At 63.8% G+C, this 17048-nt stretch carries 17 protein-coding genes; 8 read left to right on the top strand and 9 right to left on the bottom strand.

The annotated features are described in order from the left end of the window. Nucleotides 1-6 precede the first annotated feature (6 nt). Entirely contained in the window at nucleotides 7-1245 is a 1239-nt protein-coding gene (locus tag AC0L2R_RS32140) for an amidohydrolase (RefSeq protein ID WP_473513714.1), read from the bottom strand. Nucleotides 1246-1345: 100 nt separating this feature from the next. Here AC0L2R_RS32140 and AC0L2R_RS32135 point away from each other — a divergent pair, with 100 nt between their 5' ends. Further along, on the top strand, nucleotides 1346-2200 hold the full coding sequence (locus tag AC0L2R_RS32135; protein WP_473513712.1) for an AraC family transcriptional regulator: 855 nt from the start codon (nucleotides 1346-1348) through the stop codon (nucleotides 2198-2200). 57 nt (nucleotides 2201-2257) lie between these two features. Here the strand turns inward: AC0L2R_RS32135 and AC0L2R_RS32130 are convergent, their stop codons facing one another. From AC0L2R_RS32130 to AC0L2R_RS32120, 3 genes are read right to left on the bottom strand one after another with little or no spacing between them, the layout of a single operon-like run. Beyond that, nucleotides 2258-2812 carry a nuclear transport factor 2 family protein gene (locus AC0L2R_RS32130; RefSeq protein WP_473513710.1) on the bottom strand — a complete coding sequence of 185 codons (555 nt, stop codon included), beginning with the start codon at nucleotides 2810-2812 and terminating at the stop codon, nucleotides 2258-2260. Beyond that, entirely contained in the window at nucleotides 2809-3786 is a 978-nt protein-coding gene (locus AC0L2R_RS32125; protein ID WP_473513708.1) for an alpha/beta hydrolase, read from the bottom strand. Before AC0L2R_RS32125 ends, AC0L2R_RS32130 begins: the two co-directional genes overlap by 4 nt. A 57-nt stretch (nucleotides 3787-3843) precedes the next feature. Beyond that, nucleotides 3844-4347: a nuclear transport factor 2 family protein gene (locus AC0L2R_RS32120; protein ID WP_473513706.1), complete on the bottom strand. Its 504-nt coding sequence runs from the start codon at nucleotides 4345-4347 to the stop codon at nucleotides 3844-3846. Nucleotides 4348-4471: 124 nt separating this feature from the next. Here AC0L2R_RS32120 and AC0L2R_RS32115 point away from each other — a divergent pair, with 124 nt between their 5' ends. The 3 genes from AC0L2R_RS32115 to AC0L2R_RS32105 all read left to right on the top strand — a co-directional run bounded on the left by AC0L2R_RS32115 (nucleotide 4472) and on the right by AC0L2R_RS32105 (nucleotide 6878). Next, nucleotides 4472-5380 (top strand): LysR family transcriptional regulator, encoded by a 909-nt coding sequence (locus AC0L2R_RS32115; protein WP_473513704.1) that lies wholly within the window; start codon nucleotides 4472-4474, stop codon nucleotides 5378-5380. A 179-nt stretch (nucleotides 5381-5559) separates the two neighbouring features. Further along, entirely contained in the window at nucleotides 5560-6366 is an 807-nt protein-coding gene (locus AC0L2R_RS32110) for a copper homeostasis protein CutC (protein ID WP_473513702.1), read from the top strand. Further along, nucleotides 6363-6878, top strand: a complete 516-nt coding sequence (locus AC0L2R_RS32105; protein WP_473513700.1) for a GNAT family N-acetyltransferase — start codon at nucleotides 6363-6365, stop codon at nucleotides 6876-6878. Before AC0L2R_RS32110 ends, AC0L2R_RS32105 begins: the two co-directional genes overlap by 4 nt. 100 nt (nucleotides 6879-6978) lie before the next feature. Here AC0L2R_RS32105 and AC0L2R_RS32100 read toward each other — a convergent pair whose 3' ends face one another. The 4 genes from AC0L2R_RS32100 to AC0L2R_RS32085 all read right to left on the bottom strand — a co-directional run bounded on the left by AC0L2R_RS32100 (nucleotide 6979) and on the right by AC0L2R_RS32085 (nucleotide 11535). Then, the gene (locus AC0L2R_RS32100; RefSeq protein WP_473513698.1) at nucleotides 6979-7776 is read right to left on the bottom strand and encodes an FAD binding domain-containing protein; all 798 of its coding nucleotides are present in this window, start codon (nucleotides 7774-7776) and stop codon (nucleotides 6979-6981) included. A 107-nt stretch (nucleotides 7777-7883) separates the two neighbouring features. After that, nucleotides 7884-10235: a xanthine dehydrogenase family protein molybdopterin-binding subunit gene (locus AC0L2R_RS32095; RefSeq protein ID WP_473513696.1), complete on the bottom strand. Its 2352-nt coding sequence runs from the start codon at nucleotides 10233-10235 to the stop codon at nucleotides 7884-7886. Between the two features lie 109 nt (nucleotides 10236-10344). Continuing rightward, nucleotides 10345-10839, bottom strand: a complete 495-nt coding sequence (locus AC0L2R_RS32090; protein WP_202367264.1) for a (2Fe-2S)-binding protein — start codon at nucleotides 10837-10839, stop codon at nucleotides 10345-10347. Nucleotides 10840-11103: 264 nt separating this feature from the next. Next, a complete protein-coding gene (locus AC0L2R_RS32085) occupies nucleotides 11104-11535 on the bottom strand; it encodes a DUF6841 family protein (RefSeq protein WP_473513742.1) in 432 nt (143 codons plus the stop codon). Nucleotides 11536-11830: 295 nt separating this feature from the next. Between AC0L2R_RS32085 and AC0L2R_RS32080 the strand changes: the two genes are divergently transcribed. Together AC0L2R_RS32080 and AC0L2R_RS32075 are read left to right on the top strand one after the other, a co-directional pair. After that, nucleotides 11831-12910, top strand: coding sequence for an FIST N-terminal domain-containing protein (locus AC0L2R_RS32080; RefSeq protein ID WP_473494578.1), 1080 nt, complete (start codon nucleotides 11831-11833; stop codon nucleotides 12908-12910). 8 nt (nucleotides 12911-12918) lie between these two features. Beyond that, complete coding sequence (locus AC0L2R_RS32075; protein WP_287257882.1) at nucleotides 12919-14259, top strand: ATP-binding response regulator; 1341 nt, start codon at nucleotides 12919-12921, stop codon at nucleotides 14257-14259. 123 nt (nucleotides 14260-14382) lie between these two features. Here the strand turns inward: AC0L2R_RS32075 and AC0L2R_RS32070 are convergent, their stop codons facing one another. Beyond that, nucleotides 14383-15066 carry a response regulator gene (locus tag AC0L2R_RS32070; protein ID WP_023803603.1) on the bottom strand — a complete coding sequence of 228 codons (684 nt, stop codon included), beginning with the start codon at nucleotides 15064-15066 and terminating at the stop codon, nucleotides 14383-14385. 157 nt (nucleotides 15067-15223) lie between these two features. On the opposite strand from AC0L2R_RS32070, the gene maiA reads away from it, so the two are divergent. Both maiA and AC0L2R_RS32060 read left to right on the top strand, forming a co-directional pair. After that, complete coding sequence (gene maiA, locus AC0L2R_RS32065; protein ID WP_473513694.1) at nucleotides 15224-15874, top strand: maleylacetoacetate isomerase; 651 nt, start codon at nucleotides 15224-15226, stop codon at nucleotides 15872-15874. A 29-nt stretch (nucleotides 15875-15903) separates the two neighbouring features. After that, complete coding sequence (locus tag AC0L2R_RS32060) at nucleotides 15904-16944, top strand: zinc-dependent alcohol dehydrogenase family protein (protein WP_473513692.1); 1041 nt, start codon at nucleotides 15904-15906, stop codon at nucleotides 16942-16944. Nucleotides 16945-17048: the final 104 nt, after the last annotated feature.

Raw genomic sequence — 17048 nt, 5'->3', positions numbered from 1 at the left:
CCCGGCTTATCGCGCACGAATCGCATTCAGATCGGGGTTTCCCGCTGAGCCGTCAGTTTTCCCTCTGACGGTTCGCGAGGCGGGAAGCGTCTGCTCGACCAGATTGACGTAGTAGCCCAGCACGGTCGGCACGATCTCGTCATTGAAGACGTAGCGGTCGCCGTGCAGGCCCTCGCCGGGCCCGACATCGCCGACGCCGACCCACGCGTAGCAGCCGCCTGCCGCGCGGATCATGAAGGCGAAATCCTCGCAGCCGAGGCTCGGGCTGAACTCGGTCGAGACGTTCTCGCTGCCGACGGTGGCGGCGGCTGCCGCGATGGCGCGGGCCGTGGCGTCAGCCGTGTTGATGAGCGGCGGATAACCCTTCTTGTAGTCGAGCGTGGCCTTGAGCGCATGGGCTGCGGCAATGCCGTGGGCGATCTCGCCGATCAGCTTCTCGCAATGATCGGAATGACCGGGCTCGAAAAACCGGCAGGTGCCTTGCAGCCAGACCCTGCCCGGCACGATGTTGCCGACATTGCCGCCGTGGATCTGGGTGAGGCTGACGACCAGCGCGGTTTGCGGATCGACCGAGCGGCTGACGATACGCTGGACGGCCTGGACGAAGGCGCCCGCGGCCAGGATCGGGTCGTCGCCGAGCTGCGGCATGGCCGCATGCGCGCCAAAACCCTCGAAGGTCAGCTCGAAATTGTCGACGGCCGCCATCTGTGCTCCAGCGCGAGCCGCGATCGTCCCCTGCTCCAAGCCCGGCCAGTTGTGGACGGCATGGATCGCCTCGACCGGGAAACGCTCGAACAGGCCGTCTTCGATCATGCGCAGGCTGCCGCCTTCGTTTTCTTCGGCTGGCTGGAAGACGAAGTAGACGGTGCCGTCGAAGGCGCGGGATTGACTGAGCAGGCTGGCCGCGCCGAGCAGCATGGCGGTGTGGCCGTCATGGCCGCAGGCGTGCATCACGCCCTCGTTCCTGGACGCATAGGGCAAGCCGGTCCTCTCCACGATGGGAAGCGCGTCCAGCTCAGCGCGAAGACCGATGGCGCGTGTGCCCGTGCCGCTGCGCAGGACGCCGACGACCCCGGTGCCGCCGATCCCCTCATGCACCTCGTCGAGGCCGAAGGCGCGCAGTTTTTCGGCAATGAAACGTGCCGTTTCATATTCCTTGAATCCGAGTTCGGGATTGCAATGGATGTGGTGCCGCCAGGCTATGACCTCTGGAGTCAGAGCGGCGATCGGGTCATTATGCAGCATGATGCTCTCCTTCCAAGCCGCAAAGGGCGGTTTGGATCACGATTAGAAGGTCGCACAACAGGCGTCTTGAACCAGATTGACCGCAGCAGGGACAAAAGCCGTGGACGCGACAGAGACCAGAAAATACTGGCGCCACCCCAGCTTCCCTGAACTTGGCCTGTTCAAGGCGCGCTTCACGCAGCATCGCTACGAACTGCACACGCACCCAACCTATGTGATCGCGCTGATCACGGCTGGCTGCGAACGCATCCGCATCGGGCGCCACAAAATAGTCGCTCCGGCAGGCACCATTGCTGTCGTCAATCCCGAGGAGTGGCATGACGGGGAACAAGGTGCGGATGAAGGCTGGGCCTACCGGACGTTTTATCCCCCGGTGCCGCTGATGGCGGGCCTCGCCCACGAGTTGGGCAGGGCTGACACTCCGGTCTTCTCACGTCGGAATATCGAAGACAGCGATCTCGCCGCAGCGTTGATGGCAGCGCACCAGAGCTCGACCTCACCGGACGCGACGCAAGCCGAGACGTCGCTGCTCGTCGCCTTGAGACATCTCATCGTTCGGCATGGCGATTGCAGCGGGCGGGTAGAGGAGATCGAAGGCTCGGGATCGCGACGGAGGTTCTCGCTCTACGAGGAGCTTGTCGAAAGCGACCTTGGCTCGCAGCTCGACCTGCAGCGGCTTGCCGACGCCGCGTCCGTCACCCGGTTTCAGGTCATCCGGGATTTCAAGAAGGCGATTGGCCTGACGCCTGCAGCCTATATCCGCGACCGGAGACTGCGTCACGCCAGCTCATTGATCGAACAGGGGCTCGGCCTCGCAGAGGCCGCCATTGCGGCAGGTTTCGCCGACCAGAGCCATCTTTCCCGTGCGTTCCGGACCATGCATGGCATGCCGCCAGGCATGTTCAGGAGAGGCAAAGCTCCCGAACCAAAACGAGTTCACATCGACATGAAATGATCGGGCAGTGGCCGGACCACCAATGTCGGCGCCGATTCCCGACGCACGCTTGCGTTGTCATTTCGCCGCCGCCTCCACCCGGTTCGCAGCGGCGGCCAGTACGGCGCGGTCGCCCTCCTCGTACAAGCGATGGATCGAGATGGCGCTGACGCGCCAGCCTTCGGGCGTCCGCACCAGCCGGTGCAGATAGCTGGCGCCGACCGTCCAGAACCGCGTGTCGATCCAGTGGCTGGCGCGAACATGGCTGCGCGCGACCGCGTCGTTGCCCGCGCCTTCGACAACGATGTTGGTGATGACGTGCTGGGTGGCGTCGAAGCCCGGCAGCAGGCCTTGCCACTGAGCAATCAGCGCGTCGCGGTCGCTGGTCGCGGCTTCGCCACCGAAAAGGCTGGTATAGTCGGTCGTGACGCGGGTCGTGAAATAGGATTTTACCCGATCCCATTCGCGCAAATCGGCATAGAGGCCGATCCCCGCCACCGCCTCGGCGATGGCGGTCTTGTCTTCGCTCTTCAGCGCAGCCGTGGACTGCATGGTGCTCAAGGCGGGCAGAGCGGCAAGCGTCGCGGCAAGAACTGCCGAGGCCAAAACAAACCGGCGGGTGACGGGGCTCATTGTCCCGCCTCCCCTGCACCGCCCAGCGTGGCGCGGAAATGCGCCTCAACGGCGCCGCTCGCTGTCTTCACCGGCGCAGCGCGGTCGTAGAAGTCGAACTGGGTGACGTTGTCGAGCCACAGCTGCTGCTTCGGCCCGGTCAGCCGCCCGTAAAATTTGCGCGCTCCCTGCGGGATGGCAGCCGCCTCGCTGTGCACCATCAGCAAGGGCTGATGCAGGCGCCGGGCAGCCTGGATCGCATCGAATGTCAGCCAGCCGCGCCAGAAGGCCGGATCGGCCTCGTTGCGCCAGGCCGGGATCATGCCGCGACCAGCCTCTGTATAGTAAGGCATCTTGAACATGATCGCCCGCTTGTCGGTCAGGCTGGCGGCGGGCAGGAATGCCTGTTTGCCGGTGCGGCGATAGGCGGCCTCGGCCGCATCGCCCACGGCTTCAAGCCTGGCAATGCCGTTCTTGCCGCCATAGGTCTGCTCGACCACCTCGGCATCGTGCAGCCAGGGCGCGACCAAAGCGACCGACTTGATCGCGGCATTTTTGGCGGCGGCAGTGACCATGTAGCCAGAGCTGGCGCAAATGCCGAGCCCGCCGATGCGGTCCTTGCTGATCTCGGGCCGGGCCGCGAGATAGGCGACCGCCGCCTCGATGTCGGCGACCTTGGCGCTGGGGTCCTCATACTGGCGGCGGGCGCCGCCGCTCTCGCCCCAACCGCGAAAATCGAAGGTCAATGCGACGAAGCCGCGGTCGGCCAGCTTGCGGGCATAGCGGGCCGGCATCTGTTCCTTCACCGTCATCCAGGCGCCGGTCACGACCAGCGCGGGCCGAGGTTTCGCGTCCAGATCCTCGGGCAGATAGAGATCGCCGACGATCTGCTCACCGTGCGAGGCGAAAGCAACGCGCTCGACGCGCGATGCGGCGAAGGCGCTTGAGCCGAGGGCGGCGGCGGTTGCCGTGGCCAGCGTCAGGATTTTCAACATCGTAAATCTCCTTTGGCCTGGAGCGAAAGCGCGGCGCGACGGATTAAGGCCGCCGTCTCAGCGGTCATCCGCCAGTCGGCCGGGCAGTGGCTTCAGCTTGTAGTGCGTCCAGTAGAAGGTGTCCGACTGGTACATGTCGGTCAAGAAATTCTGCGCCTCGGTGATCTTGCCGTCCTTGATGCGAAACATCAGGGCGAAAAGCTGGTCGATCTCGGGACCCGAGCCGACGTTGGACCAGCCGCGATGGATGTCGACGACGAGATCGCCCTGCGCCTGGAAGAAGATCGGCTCAGCCCTGAATTTGCCGTCGGCCAGGCCACGGAAGAAGGCGACCACTTCCTCCGGCCCGCGCTTGTCGCCGGCTAGCGGATGGTGGCCGGGAATGCGCCACACGATGTCGGCCGCCAGGAAGGGCCGAACCGCCTCCGGGTTCCCGGTCGCATAGGCTGCGTAATAGTCCTTGATCAACTGGATGTTGCGGTCTTCCTGCGGGCCGCCGTTGGCGGGGGCGGCGGACACCGCCAGGAGAGCGCCGGCGGCGAGCGAAGCGAGCCTGGTCATCGGTCCTGTCTCCTTCCCTTTCGGGCCGTCGCGACAGCGAAGCCCGTTCGTCGGGCCAACATGACGCTTTTGGTTCACCGGAAAACCCGTAGAGTCCGACAAGGCTATTTGGAATATCCTCACAATGCGACTCGACCAGTTCAGCGGCATCGTCGCCTTCGTGAAGGTCGCGGAGGCAAAAAGCTTCACCCGCGCCGCCGCCGAACTCGGCGTCGCCCCGGCCTCGCTCAGCGAGGCGGTCAAGGGCCTCGAGGAGCGTCTCGGGGTGCGGCTCCTCAACCGCACGACCCGCAGCGTTGGCCTGACCGAAGCCGGCGCCCACTATTTCGACCACGTGCGCCCAGCGGCTGAGGAGATCCGGGCGGCCGGCGCGGCACTGCGCGAGACCCGCGACCGCCCCGCCGGCACGCTGCGCCTGAGCCTGCCGTGGATCGCCGCGCCGCTGCTGATCGAGCCGCTGATGGGGCCGTTCATGGATGCCTACCCGGAGGTGCGGCTTAGCCTGATCTTCGACGACAATTTCGTCGATATCGCCGCGCAGGGCTTCGATGCCGGCCTGCGGATCGGCGAGCTTCTCGAGAAGGATATGATCGGCGCGCGTCTGGGCGGGCCGCTGCAGACGGTGGTGTTGGGCAGCCCCGACTACCTGGCGCGTAACGGCACGCCAAAACGACCCGCCGACCTCGCTGCCCACCGGTGCATCGCCTTCGCCTTCACCCGCACCCGCGCCATCTCGCCCTGGGAGTTCGTTGTCGCTGGACGCCAGGTCGAGTTCACACCCGACGCACGTCTGGTCGTGAACACACTGCCGCTCTGCATAACCGCCGCCGCGCAAGGGCTTGGCCTGGCCTTTGTCGTCGAAGGCCTCGCTGCGCCGCTTCTCGCCTCAGGCGCGCTGGTCAAGGTGCTGGAGCCTTTCTGTCCCACCTACGAACCGCTCCACCTCTATTATCCCAGCCGTCGCCTCGTCCCGCCAAAGCTGCGGGCGTTCATCGATTTCGTCCGCGCCAACGCCCACAATTTGTGGATCTGATGCGCCGCCGCGAAACCAGCCATGACGCATATCGGCGAGCCGGTCCGGCTCACCCCAGGCGCTGACCATCTGCCGGGTGGCGGCGTTGAGGCGGTTGAAGGCGTTGATTGGCCGCATTGCAAACCGCAACAACCCGTCGCGTTGAGCCAAGAGTTCCGGCTTTCGCGGCACGGAGCCCGATGCTAAGGGCTGCAAATCTTGAATCAGCAACGGATCGCCCTGTGACCGACACCGAACGCCCTCGCCTGCCGCTGATCGAAATCTGCGTCGAAGGCATCGATGGCCTGCTCGCCGCGCAAGCCGCCGGTGCCGACCGGGTCGAGCTCTGCGCCAGCCTCGTCGAGGGCGGCATCACACCGAGTTTTGGCATGGTGCGCGCCGCCGTCGAACTGGCGACGATCCCATTCCACGTCATCGTGCGGCCGCGCGGCGGCGATTTTCTCTACAGTGACGCCGAGTACCGTTCGATGCTCGCCGATATCAGCGCGCTGCGCGAGCTTGGCGTGGCCGGTGTCGTCGTCGGCTGCCTGAATGCCGACGGTACCATCGACGAAAAGCGGATGAGCGAATTGGTGCAGGCGGCAGGGCAGTTGAACGTCACCTGCCACCGTGCCTTCGACATGACACGCGATCCGACTGATGCGCTGGAAGCGCTGATCCGCAGCAAGGTCGGCCGCGTGCTGACCAGCGGCCAGCGCGACACCGCTTTGGAGGGCGTGGCCCTGCTGGCGGCCCTCGTCCGGCAGGCGGGGAAGCGCATCATCATCCTCGGCTGCGGCGGGCTCGACCCGAACAACATCGCCGAGGTGCGGGAAAGAACCGGACTGACCGAAATGCATTTCGCCGCACTCAAGGACGTGCCGAGCGCCATGCGCTACCGCAATCCGCGGGTTGGCATGGGCGGCACCGACCTCGACCGCGAGTACCGCAACACGGTGACCGACGCGGCGCTGGTGGCGGCGACGATTGCGGCGGCGAAAGCATGATCGCGAAGGGAGAAAACAAACGGGCACGCCTGCCGATCGACCGGGTTTCGCCGCAGGACGAGCCCGCCATCCTCGCCCTCAACAACGCGCACGCGGCCGAGTTGTCGTGGCTTGAGCCAGGACGCCTGTCCTTCCTGCTCGGCGAGGCGTTCTATGCGCGCCGCATCGGCGCGCTCGAAGCCTTCATCATGACCTTCGACCAGGACGCCCGCTACGACAGCCCGAACTTCCTGTGGTTCCGCGAGCGCTATCCTCGCTTCGTCTATGTCGACCGTGTCGTCGTTGCGCAAGAAGCGCGTGGCCGCGGCCATGCCCGGCGGCTCTATGAGGATCTGTTCGACCATGTCTCGCGTGCCGGCCAGACCATCGTCACCTGCGAGGTGAATGCCGAACCGCCCAACCCGGCTTCAGATGCCTTTCACGCAGCGCTCGGCTTCGTCGAGGTCGGCGACGCGGTGATCCACGGCGGCAAGAAGGCGGTGCGCTACTATACCAGGCAGGTAGGGGAGTAGGGGAGTAGGGGAGTAGGAACAGGGTAAATTGGCTGGGTCAGCGAGCACCTTAAACATACTGCCATACTGCCATACTGCCATACTCCCCTACTCCCCTCCTTCAGCCGTTGGCGGCGGCCACTGCGCGCTTGGCCATCACCACGATCAGATTGGCGCGATAATCGGCCGAGGCGTGGATGTCGCTCATCAAATCATTCGCCGGCACTTTCACTCCGTTGAGGGCGGCGGCGTCGAAATTCGTGGCAAGCGCCGCCTCGATTTCCTTCGAACGAAAGACGCCGCTGTCGCCGGCCCCGGTGACGGCAACGCGGACTCCGTCCGCGCCGTTGGCCACGAACACACCGACGATCGCATAGCGCGATGCCGGATTGCGGAACTTTTCATAGGCCGCCTTGGCCGGCGCGGTGAAGGTCACCGCGGTGACGATCTCGCCGTCCTCCAGCGCCGTCTCGAACAGGCCTGTGAAGAATGCGTCGGCGGCGATCTCGCGCTTGTTGGTGACGATGGTGGCGTCGAGGGCCAGAAGTGCCGCCGGATAATCGGCGGCGGGGTCGTTGTTGGCGATCGAGCCGCCGATTGTGCCCTTGTAGCGCACCGCCGGATCGCCGATCCGGGACGCCATATGGGCGAGCGCCGGACACGCCTTGTTCAGCTTCTCGTCGCTGGCGACATCGTGATGCGTGGTGGCGGCGCCGATGGTGACGGTCTTGCCCGACACCTTGACGCCTTGCAATTCCTTGATTCGCGACAGGTCGACAAGGTCGGAAGGCGCGGCAAGCCGCGTCTTCATCGCCGGGATCAGCGTCATGCCGCCCGACAACAGCTTTGCATCGCCGCTCTTGAGCAGCTTGGCGGCATCGGCAACCGAGGCGGCGCGGTGATAGTTGACTGGGTACATGGGATTCTCCCGTGCGAGATAGTGAATAGTGAGTAGTAAGTGGTGAATGGTGAATGGTGAATGGGAAGAGCTTCCGGCGAAATCTTACTATTCACTATTCACTCTTTTCAGTGTTTCGTTGTCGCCCGGATCGCTGCCCAGACCGTGGACGGCGATGCCGGCATGGCGATATCGGTGATGCCGATGGCGTCGGTGATGGCATTGATCACGGCCGGCGGCGAGCCGATGGCGCCGGCCTCGCCGCAGCCCTTGATGCCGAGCGGATTGCCCGGGCATGGCGTGTTCGAGGTCGAGACCTTGAACGACGGCAGGTCGTCGGCGCGCGGCATGGTGTAGTCCATATAACTCGCCGTCAAAAGCTGCCCGCTGGCATCGTAGCGCGTACCCTCCAGCAAGGCCTGGCCGATTCCCTGGGCGACGCCGCCATGCACCTGGCCTTCGACGATCATCGGGTTGATGATGTTGCCGAAATCGTCGGCCGCGACGAACTGGACGACCTCGGTCACGCCGGTCTCGGGATCGATCTCGACCTCGCAGACATAGCAGCCGGCCGGGAAGGTGAAGTTCGACGGATCGTAGAATGAGGTCTCTTTCAGCCCCGGCTCCATGCCGCCAGGCAGGTTGTGGGCGGTGTAGGCAGCAAGCGCCATCTGAAACCACGGCACTTGTTTGTCGGTGCCGGCGACCTTCAGGGCGCCATTTTCGATGACGATGTCGCCCTCGTCGGCCTCGAGCAGATGGGCGGCGATCTTCTTGGCCTTGGCCTCGACCTTGTCGAGCGCCTTGGCGACAGCCGACATGCCGACGGCGCCCGAGCGCGAGCCGTAGGTGCCCATGCCCATCTGCACCTTGTCGGTATCGCCGTGGACGATCGAGACGCTGTCGATCGGCACGCCGAAGCGCTGGTTGACCAATTGCGCGAAGGTCGTCTCATGGCCCTGGCCGTGGCTGTGCGAGCCGGTCAGCACCTCGATGGTTCCAGCGGCGTTGACGCGCACCTCGGCACTTTCCCAAAGGCCGACACCCGCTCCAAGACTGCCGACTGCCGCCGACGGCGCCAGTCCGCAGGCCTCGATATAGCAGCTCATGCCGATGCCGCGCAGCTTGCCTCTGTTGGCGGCGTCGGCCTTGCGCTGGGCAAAACCGGCATAATCGGCAGCGGCCATCGCCGCGTCCAGCGAAGCGGCATAATCGCCGGCATCATAGTTCATGATGACCGGTGTCTGGTGCGGGAACGCGGTGATGAAGTTCTTTCGGCGAAGTTCCGCCGGAGACACGCCCAGCTCGCGTGCGGCGGTCTCCATGGTGCGTTCGAGCAGATAGGTGGCCTCCGGCCGCCCTGCCCCGCGATAGGCGTCGACCGGTGCGGTGTTGGTGTAGACGGCGCGCACATTGGCGTGGATCGCCGGAATGTCGTACTGGCCCGACAACAGCGTCGCGTAGAGATAGGTCGGCACGCAGGACGAGAACAGCGACATGTAGGCGCCGAGATTGGCGATGGTGTCGACCTTCAGCCCGGTGATCCTGTTGTCCTTGTCGAAGGCCATTTCGACCGTCGAGACATGGTCGCGGCCATGGGCGTCGGTGAGAAAGCTCTCGGTGCGGTCGGCCACCCATTTGACCGGCACGCCGGTCTTCTTCGAGGCCCACAGGCAGATGATTTCTTCCGGGTAGATGTATATCTTCGAACCGAAGCCGCCGCCGACATCCGGCGCGATGACGCGCAGCTTATTTTCCGGCGCGACATTGTAGAAGGCGCTCATCACCAGGCGCGCGAGATGCGGGTTCTGCGAGGTCGTCCAGCAGGTATAGTGGTCCTCGGCCTTGTCGTAGTGACCAAGCGCTGCGCGCGGCTCCATCGCATTGGGCACCAGCCGGTTGTTGACTATCTTCATGCGGGTGATGTGGGCAGCCGCCTTGATCGCCGCGTTGGTCGCCGCGCTGTCGCCGAGCTCCCAGTCGAAAATCAGATTGCCGTCGGCTTCCGGATGGATCTGTGGCGCACTCCTTTCGAGCGCCTTCGGAGCGTCGACGACCGCCTTCAGTTCCTCGTAGCTGATGTCGACCGCCTCGGCAGCGTCGCGCGCCTGGCCCTTGGTTTCGGCAACCACGACGACCACCGCGTCGCCGACATAACGGACCCTGTCGAAGGCCAGCGGCGACCACGCCCCCATCTTCATCGGCGAGCCGTCCTTGGAATGGATCATCCAGCCGCAGATGAGATTGCCGATGCCGTCGGCCTTGAGCTCCTTGCCGGTCAGCACGCCGATGACACCCGGCATGGCCTGGGCTTTTTTGACATCGATCTTCTTGATCTCAGCATGCGCGTGCGGACTGCGCACGAAGGCCGCATGCTTCATGCCGGGAACCACCATGTCGTCGACATAGCGCCCGGCGCCGGTAATGAACCGCTTGTCTTCCTTGCGCGCTACACGAGCGCCAACACCTTCAATGCCCATCGCAGAAATTCCTCCCGAAAAAGGAGGGGAATAGGGGAGTAAGGCAGTAGGGCAGTAGGGATTTGAGCCGACTTCCCCTACTGCCTACTGCCCTACTCCCTTACTGCCCTCATGCAGCTTGCCTGGCCTTGCCCTTCGAAGACATCGTCTCCGACGCGGCGAGGATCGCCTTCACGATGTTGTGGTAGCCGGTGCAGCGGCAGATATTGCCTTCGAGCTCGGCCCGCACCGTGGCCTCGTCGAGGCCTTCGGGATGGCGGTTGACCATGTCGGTCGCCGCCATGATCATGCCGGGCGTGCAGAAACCGCATTGCAGGCCGTGATGCTCCTTGAACGCCGCCTGCATCGGATGCAGGTCGGCGCCGTCCGCCAGACCTTCGATGGTCACAACGTTCGACCCGGAGGCTTGCACCGCAAGCATCGTGCAGGATTTTACCGCCTTGCCGTCGACATGGATCACACAGGCGCCGCATTGCGAGGTGTCGCAGCCGACATGCGTCCCGGTCAGGCCGAGATTCTCCCTCAAGAAATGAACCAGAAGCGTACGGTCTTCGGCAGTGCCGCTGACCCGCTTTCCGTTCACCGTCAATGATATCTCCGACATGAAACCTCCCTGGGTGCTACCTTGGTTGTTTTTGGCGTCGGTGGTGCCCGAGCCCTCCATCTGTCCGCTATTCTTATACCGCAAAGAGCACGGGAAATAGTGCCGCGGAATGCCGAGATTGCGAGAATGCAGTTCGGCCGAAAATCCGCCTATTGTACTTTCGGTCACGCAAAGACAGGCAAACGGCCGAGCGAAGCGAAACCATGGTCGCCTGGCGATGCCGCCTTGCGGCCATCAGCGGCAATGGTGCTGGCCAGGCCGATTTCAGCCGATGCCGTGCTTTCTGAGAACCTCCTGCTCGTCGCCTGACACCCAGCCGAATATTTTAGGCTCTCCGGCCAGTTTATGCACGAGGTAGTGGACGTCGAAATCGATCGTGACGTCGGTTTGGCCTTTGCGCGCAAAGATCGACGTCCAGGCGACGTGGGCAACGCAATGATGCTCGTCTATCGGCGAAATGCGAACATCGCGTATTCGCATCTCCTTGGTGCCGATCGCTCGATAGCGAGCATAGCCTTGTTCCATAGCCTGCTTGAGCTGGTCGTCGTTCTTCCCGACCATGACGCCGGCAGGCGACGCCGCAATGAAGGCGGAAGCATAGACCGACGTGACTTCGTCCATGTCGGCATCACCGGCGAGGGATTTCCGGAAAAGCCGCTCGTAGCGTTCGAATAGCTTCCTGACCTGGGCGTCCATGGATAACTCCCTTCCGCTGTGGTCTTGGATCTGACGTTTCTGAGCGCCGATGCTGTCAAAAACAGCAGAAAATTCAATTCCGTCATGTTGGCTCATTGCCAAAGTAGCACTTGAAGACAACAATGGTTTCGACGCCGGCGCGACAGGAGCACAAAAAAACAGCCGCGCACAAAAAGAGCGTCGGAGGAAATAGAGGAGGAAGCCGCTGGCCAGTTCACGGACGCGCTATGCATGCGGCCTATCGGTTCTCACCACCGACGAACCCGACGCGGATGCGTTCGCGCGGGCGGTGGCAGTGGAAGCCGCGGCCATCGACGCTGGATTTGCCCTGCTGTTTTTCTCGCAAAGCCTGCTTGAGGCAGTTGCCCTTTCGGAAGCGCTGAACAACCACGCGCCGGCACTCCGCTATGCCGGCTGCTCGACGGCCGGCGAGATTACGCCCAAAGGCCTGGAGGACGGCCAGGTCATGGCCATGCTGCTTCCCTCCGCATCTTTTTCGGCAGCCAGCACCATGGTCGAAAATCTGTCGTCATCGAGCATGGACGGGATCACCGGCGAAGTCGAGGCGCTGAGGCGTTCGTTACGCGGCCGCGTCGGGCACGAGCGAGCCGACACCACTTTCGCGCTCTGCCTGATCGACGGGCTGTCCTATGCCGAGGAAGCGGTCACCTCCGCCATCCATTGGGGGCTCGACGATATTCCACTGATCGGCGGGTCGGCCGGCGATGATTTGAAGTTCGAGACGACGCGGCTGATCTCGAACGGCAAGGTTGCCTGCGACTGCGCCATCATCGTGCTGATCACCACGGAAATTCCTTTCCACGTGTTCAAGACCGACAATTTCGTCCCCACCGACGAGAAGCTGGTGGTGACCGCGTCCGATCCCGATCACCGCACCGTGCGCGAATTCAACGCCACCAATGCCGCCGAGGAATATGCCGCCTCGGTCGGCGTCATCCCGCAGATGCTGACGCCGCTGAGTTTCGCTTCGCACCCGGTGGTGGTGAAAGTCGGCGGCGAATTTTACTGCCGCTCGATCCAGAAGATGCACGCGGACGGCTCGCTGTCGTTCTTCTGCGCCATCGACGATGGCGTCGTCCTGTCCATCGCCCGACCCAAGAACATGGTTGAATCGACGCGTGCCGCCTTCAGGGATGTCGAGGAAAGGCTTGGCGGCATCGACATGATCCTCGCTTTTGACTGCGTGCTGCGCAGGCTCGATGCGCGCAACCGCCAGGTCTTTCGGGAGATTTCGGAACTCTACAAGGTCAACAACGTCATCGGCTTCGGCACCTATGGCGAGCAGTACCGGTCGATGCATCTGAACCAGACGTTCACCGGCATCGCCTTCGGAGAGCGGCAGGCGGCGGAGTAGGAGGTTTCATGCCGCTCAGGGACATCAACGACCTGGAGAAGCTGAAGAAGATCAACGCAGCCCTTGTCAGCCGCGTCGAGCGCTCGATGGACCAGCAAGGCAACGCGTTCTCGCTGTTCCAGACCGCGATTTCGCTCGAGAATCGAGTGCGTACGCGCACCGAGGAACTGCACTCGACTCTGCGTAGATTGGAACAATCCAACATCGATTTGAGCGCGGCCAAGGAAAACGCCGAACTGGCGAACCTGTCCAAGACAAGGTTCCTGGCAGCCGCCAGTCACGACGTGTTGCAACCGCTGAACGCCGCGCATCTCTCCGTCTCGGCGCTGGCCGAAGTGCAGACCAGCGACGAAGGCAAAAAACTGGTCCGGCAGGTCGAGCGCTCGCTGGAGACGATGGAGGATCTGCTCCGCACCCTGCTCGACATCTCCAAGCTCGATGCCGGCGTCGTGCAGCCCGATATCGGCGACGTCAGCCTGGAGGTGCTGTTTTCGTCGCTGCGCTCGGATTTCCTGCCGGTCGCCGAATTGAAGGGCCTGACGCTAAAATTCCGGCCGGTCAACGCCGTCGTGCGCTCGGACCGCACCTTGCTGCGCCGCATCCTGCAGAACATCCTTTCCAACGCGCTGCGCTACACCCGCTCCGGCGGCGTGCTGGTCGGCACCAGGCATCGCGGCGACACGATCCGCATCGATGTCGCCGATACCGGCTGCGGTATCCCCGACGACCAGCGCGAGGCGGTGTTCGAGGAGTTCCACCGCGGCACGTTCCCGACCGATGCCGGGCTAGCCGGCGGTGGGCTGGGACTGGGCCTGGCCATCGTGCGCCGCATCGCCGCCGCACTCGGCCATCCCGTGACGTTTTCGTCGAAAGTCGGGCACGGCACGATTTTCCACATCGACGTTCCGGTCGGGATCGGCGCCAGCGTCGATGCCATTGCCAGCAGCGCCGACATGGAGCGGCCGCGCGGCTACGGTCTGTTCGGCACAAAGGTGCTGCTGGTCGAGAACGACGTCGAGGTGCTGCAGGCGATGACATCCCTGCTCGAGCGCTGGCAATGTCTGGTGCGCCCCGCCACCTCGACCGATGCCGCGCTCGAGATGCTCGGCGATACGGACTGGGTGCCGGACATCGTCATCGCCGACCAGCATCTCGACGGCGGCGACCTCGGCACCACGACCATCGCCGAGGTCCGCGATTATCTCAGCCGCGCCGTGCCGGCGCTGATCGTCACCGCCGACGGTTCGGAGACCGTCGCCAAAGCCGCCCGCGCCGCCGGCATCGAGCTGATGCGCAAGCCGCTGAAACCGGCGCAGCTGCGCGCCCTGCTGGCGCATCTCTTGGCTTGATCCCAAAGACATTGGCAGAAGACCGCGAGCGACAGGAAAATGGTGCACTGTCACCGTAATTTCTCGTCCTTGGACGGAAAAGGTAAGTTCTCGGTGACGGTTTATTCACCCTAACGGGCACGCCTAAAACCCCGCCTGGCCGCGAAACAGCTCGGCACTGTCGAGCTTCGAAACCTCGATGACGGCTTGCGTGCGGCTGTAGACGTTGAGCTTGCGCAGGATCTCCGAGACATGCGCCTTGACGGTGGTTTCGCCGACCTGCAGCTCGTAGGCGATCTGCTTATTGAGCAAGCCCTGGCGCAGCATCTGCAGCACCCGCAATTGCTGCGGCGTCAGTTTGGCAAGGCGCTGCACCATCTCGGCGCGGTCGGTGCTGTCGGCGTCCGGCGGCTGGCCCTCATAGGTTTCGGGCACGTAGATCGCACCTTCCATCACCGAGCGGATGGCGGCGGCCAGATCGCTCTTGCGCGCCGATTTCGGGATGAAGCCGGCCGCGCCATAGGACAGCGCCTCGGAAATGATCTTGGGCTCCTCATGCCCCGAAACGATGACCACCGGCAGGCGCGGATAGCGGGTCCGAAGCTGCAGCAGTCCGTCGAAGCCATGCACGTCGGGCATGCTGAGGTCGAGCAGCGCCAGATCGAACGGCTTGGCGTCCGCCAGGAGCTCGAACGCCTCGGTGATCGAGCGCGCCTCGACGGTGTCGACGTCCGGATAGGCCATCTGCACGGCGCTGTGCAGCGCCTCGCGAAACAGCGGGTGGTCGTCGATGATCAGAAACCGGGCGCGATCGTTGACTGCGGTCATGGCGTTCGTTTCAGTTCAGGGCAGGATAGAATAGCCCAGCGACCATGGCCAGATTATTGGCAAATAGTACATCGCCATCGCTGGCCGAAGGGCGGAGATGGCAATTTCCGGACGACCATACCTTGCCCGGTCGTCCAAATCGGCCGAATGTGCAGGAATGAGCGACCTCGTCCTGCATAACTACTACCGCTCCTCCACCTCCTACCGGGTGCGGATCGCACTGGAGATGAAGGGCCTGACCTACCAATATGTGCCGCATCATCTGCGCCACGGCGAGCATCTCGAGCCAGCCTATCTCTCGGTCAATCCGCAAGGACTGGTGCCGGCGCTGATCCTGGGCGATGGCACGCTGCTGACGCAATCGCTGGCGATCATTGAATTTCTCGACGAGACCAGGCCCGAACCGCCGCTTTTGCCGCAGGACGCGCCTGGCCGGGCCCGCGTCAGGATGCTGGCGCAGATGATCGCCTGCGACATCCATCCGGTGAACAACCTGCGCGTGCTGACGTCGCTGCGCACGCTGTTCGGCGCCGGCGACGAGGACGTCGCCAACTGGTTCCGGCACTGGGTGAACGAAGGTTTCCAGCCGCTTGAAAAGATTCTTGTTTCATCGCCTGAAACAAAAACGTTCTGCCATGGAGACGCGCCGGGGCTGGCCGACATCTGCCTGGCCGCGCAGGTCACCAGCAACGCCCGTTTCGGCGTCGACATAGCGCCCTACCCGACGGTCACACGCATCCACGCCGCCTGCATGGCGCTGCCGGCCTTCCAAAAGGCCGCGCCGGAGAACCAGATCGATGCCGAATAGCAGCGCTATCCAGTTATGAGGAATTGACGATGAAAGCCGTTGTCTTTGAAAAATTCGGCGAGGTGCCGACGATCCAGATTGTTGCCGATCCGGAGCCGGCACTGGGCGGCGTTGTCATCAAGGTCGAGGCGACCGGGCTCTGCCGCAGCGACTGGCATGGCTGGATAGGCCACGACGACGGCATTCGTCTGCCGCATGTGCCGGGCCACGAGCTTGCCGGCGTCGTGGTGGCCGCCGGCAGCCAGGTGACCCGCTGGAAGACCGGCGAGCGCGTCACCGTGCCGTTCGCCGTCGGCTGCGGCCGTTGCTTCGAATGCAGCTCCGGCAACCATCAGGTCTGCGAGCACCAGACCCAGCCCGGCTTCACCGGCTGGGGCTCGTTCGCCGAATATGTCGCCATCGACCATGCCGACACCAATCTGGTCCGCTTGCCGGACGAGATGGAATTCGCCACCGCCGCCAGCCTTGGCTGCCGCTTCGTCACCTCGTTCCGCGCCATTGTCGACCAGGGCCGGGTGACGCCAGGCGAATGGGTGGCCGTGCATGGCTGCGGCGGCGTCGGCCTGTCGGCGATCATGATCGCCAGCGCCATGGGCGCCAACGTGATCGCCATCGACCTGACCGACGAGAAGCTGGACTTCGCCAAAAAAATCGGCGCGGTGGCGACGATCAATGCCGCCAGGACGCCGAACGTGGTCAAGGCGGTCAAGCAGATCACCAATGGCGGCGCGCACATGTCGATGGACGCGCTCGGCCATCCGACGACCTCATTCAACTCGATCGCGAACCTGCGCCGGCGCGGCCGCCATGTCCAGGTCGGGCTGATGCTCGGCGATCACGCCAGGCCGCAGATCCCGATGGACAAGGTGATCGCCTTCGAGCTCGAAATCCGCGGCAGCCACGGCATGCAAGCCTACCGCTACCAGGCGATGATGGAGATGATCCGCACCGGCAAGCTGAAACCCGAATTGCTGGTCGGCAAGCGGATCAGCCTCGATGAGGCGCCCGCGGCCTTGATGGCGATGGGCGGCTTCGAAGGCATCGGCATCGGCGTGGTGACGAAGTTCTAGCCGTGCGGCTCCCCCTTCTCCCCTTGTGAGGGCTTTGCACGGGGGCCGAAGTTTGGCGCAGATGGCGCATGGGGCGTTTTTTGAAACGCAATCAGGCCACATTG

The organism is Mesorhizobium sp. WSM4820 (assembly GCF_055811075.1).
This window is presented reverse-complemented; position numbering and strand designations above follow the sequence as displayed.

Bases quoted from the DNA above. Each gene is read 5' to 3' on its own strand.
- AC0L2R_RS32140 (WP_473513714.1), bottom strand. From the start codon at position 1,245: ATGCTGCATAATGACCCGATCGCCGCTCTGACTCCAGAGGTCATAGCC.
- AC0L2R_RS32130 (WP_473513710.1), bottom strand. From the start codon at position 2,812: ATGAGCCCCGTCACCCGCCGGTTTGTTTTGGCCTCGGCAGTTCTTGCC.
- AC0L2R_RS32125 (WP_473513708.1), bottom strand. From the start codon at position 3,786: ATGTTGAAAATCCTGACGCTGGCCACGGCAACCGCCGCCGCCCTCGGC.
- AC0L2R_RS32120 (WP_473513706.1), bottom strand. From the start codon at position 4,347: ATGACCAGGCTCGCTTCGCTCGCCGCCGGCGCTCTCCTGGCGGTGTCC.
- AC0L2R_RS32115 (WP_473513704.1), top strand. From the start codon at position 4,472: ATGCGACTCGACCAGTTCAGCGGCATCGTCGCCTTCGTGAAGGTCGCG.
- AC0L2R_RS32110 (WP_473513702.1), top strand. From the start codon at position 5,560: ATGCTAAGGGCTGCAAATCTTGAATCAGCAACGGATCGCCCTGTGACC.
- AC0L2R_RS32105 (WP_473513700.1), top strand. From the start codon at position 6,363: ATGATCGCGAAGGGAGAAAACAAACGGGCACGCCTGCCGATCGACCGG.
- AC0L2R_RS32100 (WP_473513698.1), bottom strand. From the start codon at position 7,776: ATGTACCCAGTCAACTATCACCGCGCCGCCTCGGTTGCCGATGCCGCC.
- AC0L2R_RS32095 (WP_473513696.1), bottom strand. From the start codon at position 10,235: ATGGGCATTGAAGGTGTTGGCGCTCGTGTAGCGCGCAAGGAAGACAAG.
- AC0L2R_RS32090 (WP_202367264.1), bottom strand. From the start codon at position 10,839: ATGTCGGAGATATCATTGACGGTGAACGGAAAGCGGGTCAGCGGCACT.
- AC0L2R_RS32085 (WP_473513742.1), bottom strand. From the start codon at position 11,535: ATGGACGCCCAGGTCAGGAAGCTATTCGAACGCTACGAGCGGCTTTTC.
- AC0L2R_RS32075 (WP_287257882.1), top strand. From the start codon at position 12,919: ATGCCGCTCAGGGACATCAACGACCTGGAGAAGCTGAAGAAGATCAAC.
- AC0L2R_RS32070 (WP_023803603.1), bottom strand. From the start codon at position 15,066: ATGACCGCAGTCAACGATCGCGCCCGGTTTCTGATCATCGACGACCAC.
- maiA (WP_473513694.1), top strand. From the start codon at position 15,224: ATGAGCGACCTCGTCCTGCATAACTACTACCGCTCCTCCACCTCCTAC.
- AC0L2R_RS32060 (WP_473513692.1), top strand. From the start codon at position 15,904: ATGAAAGCCGTTGTCTTTGAAAAATTCGGCGAGGTGCCGACGATCCAG.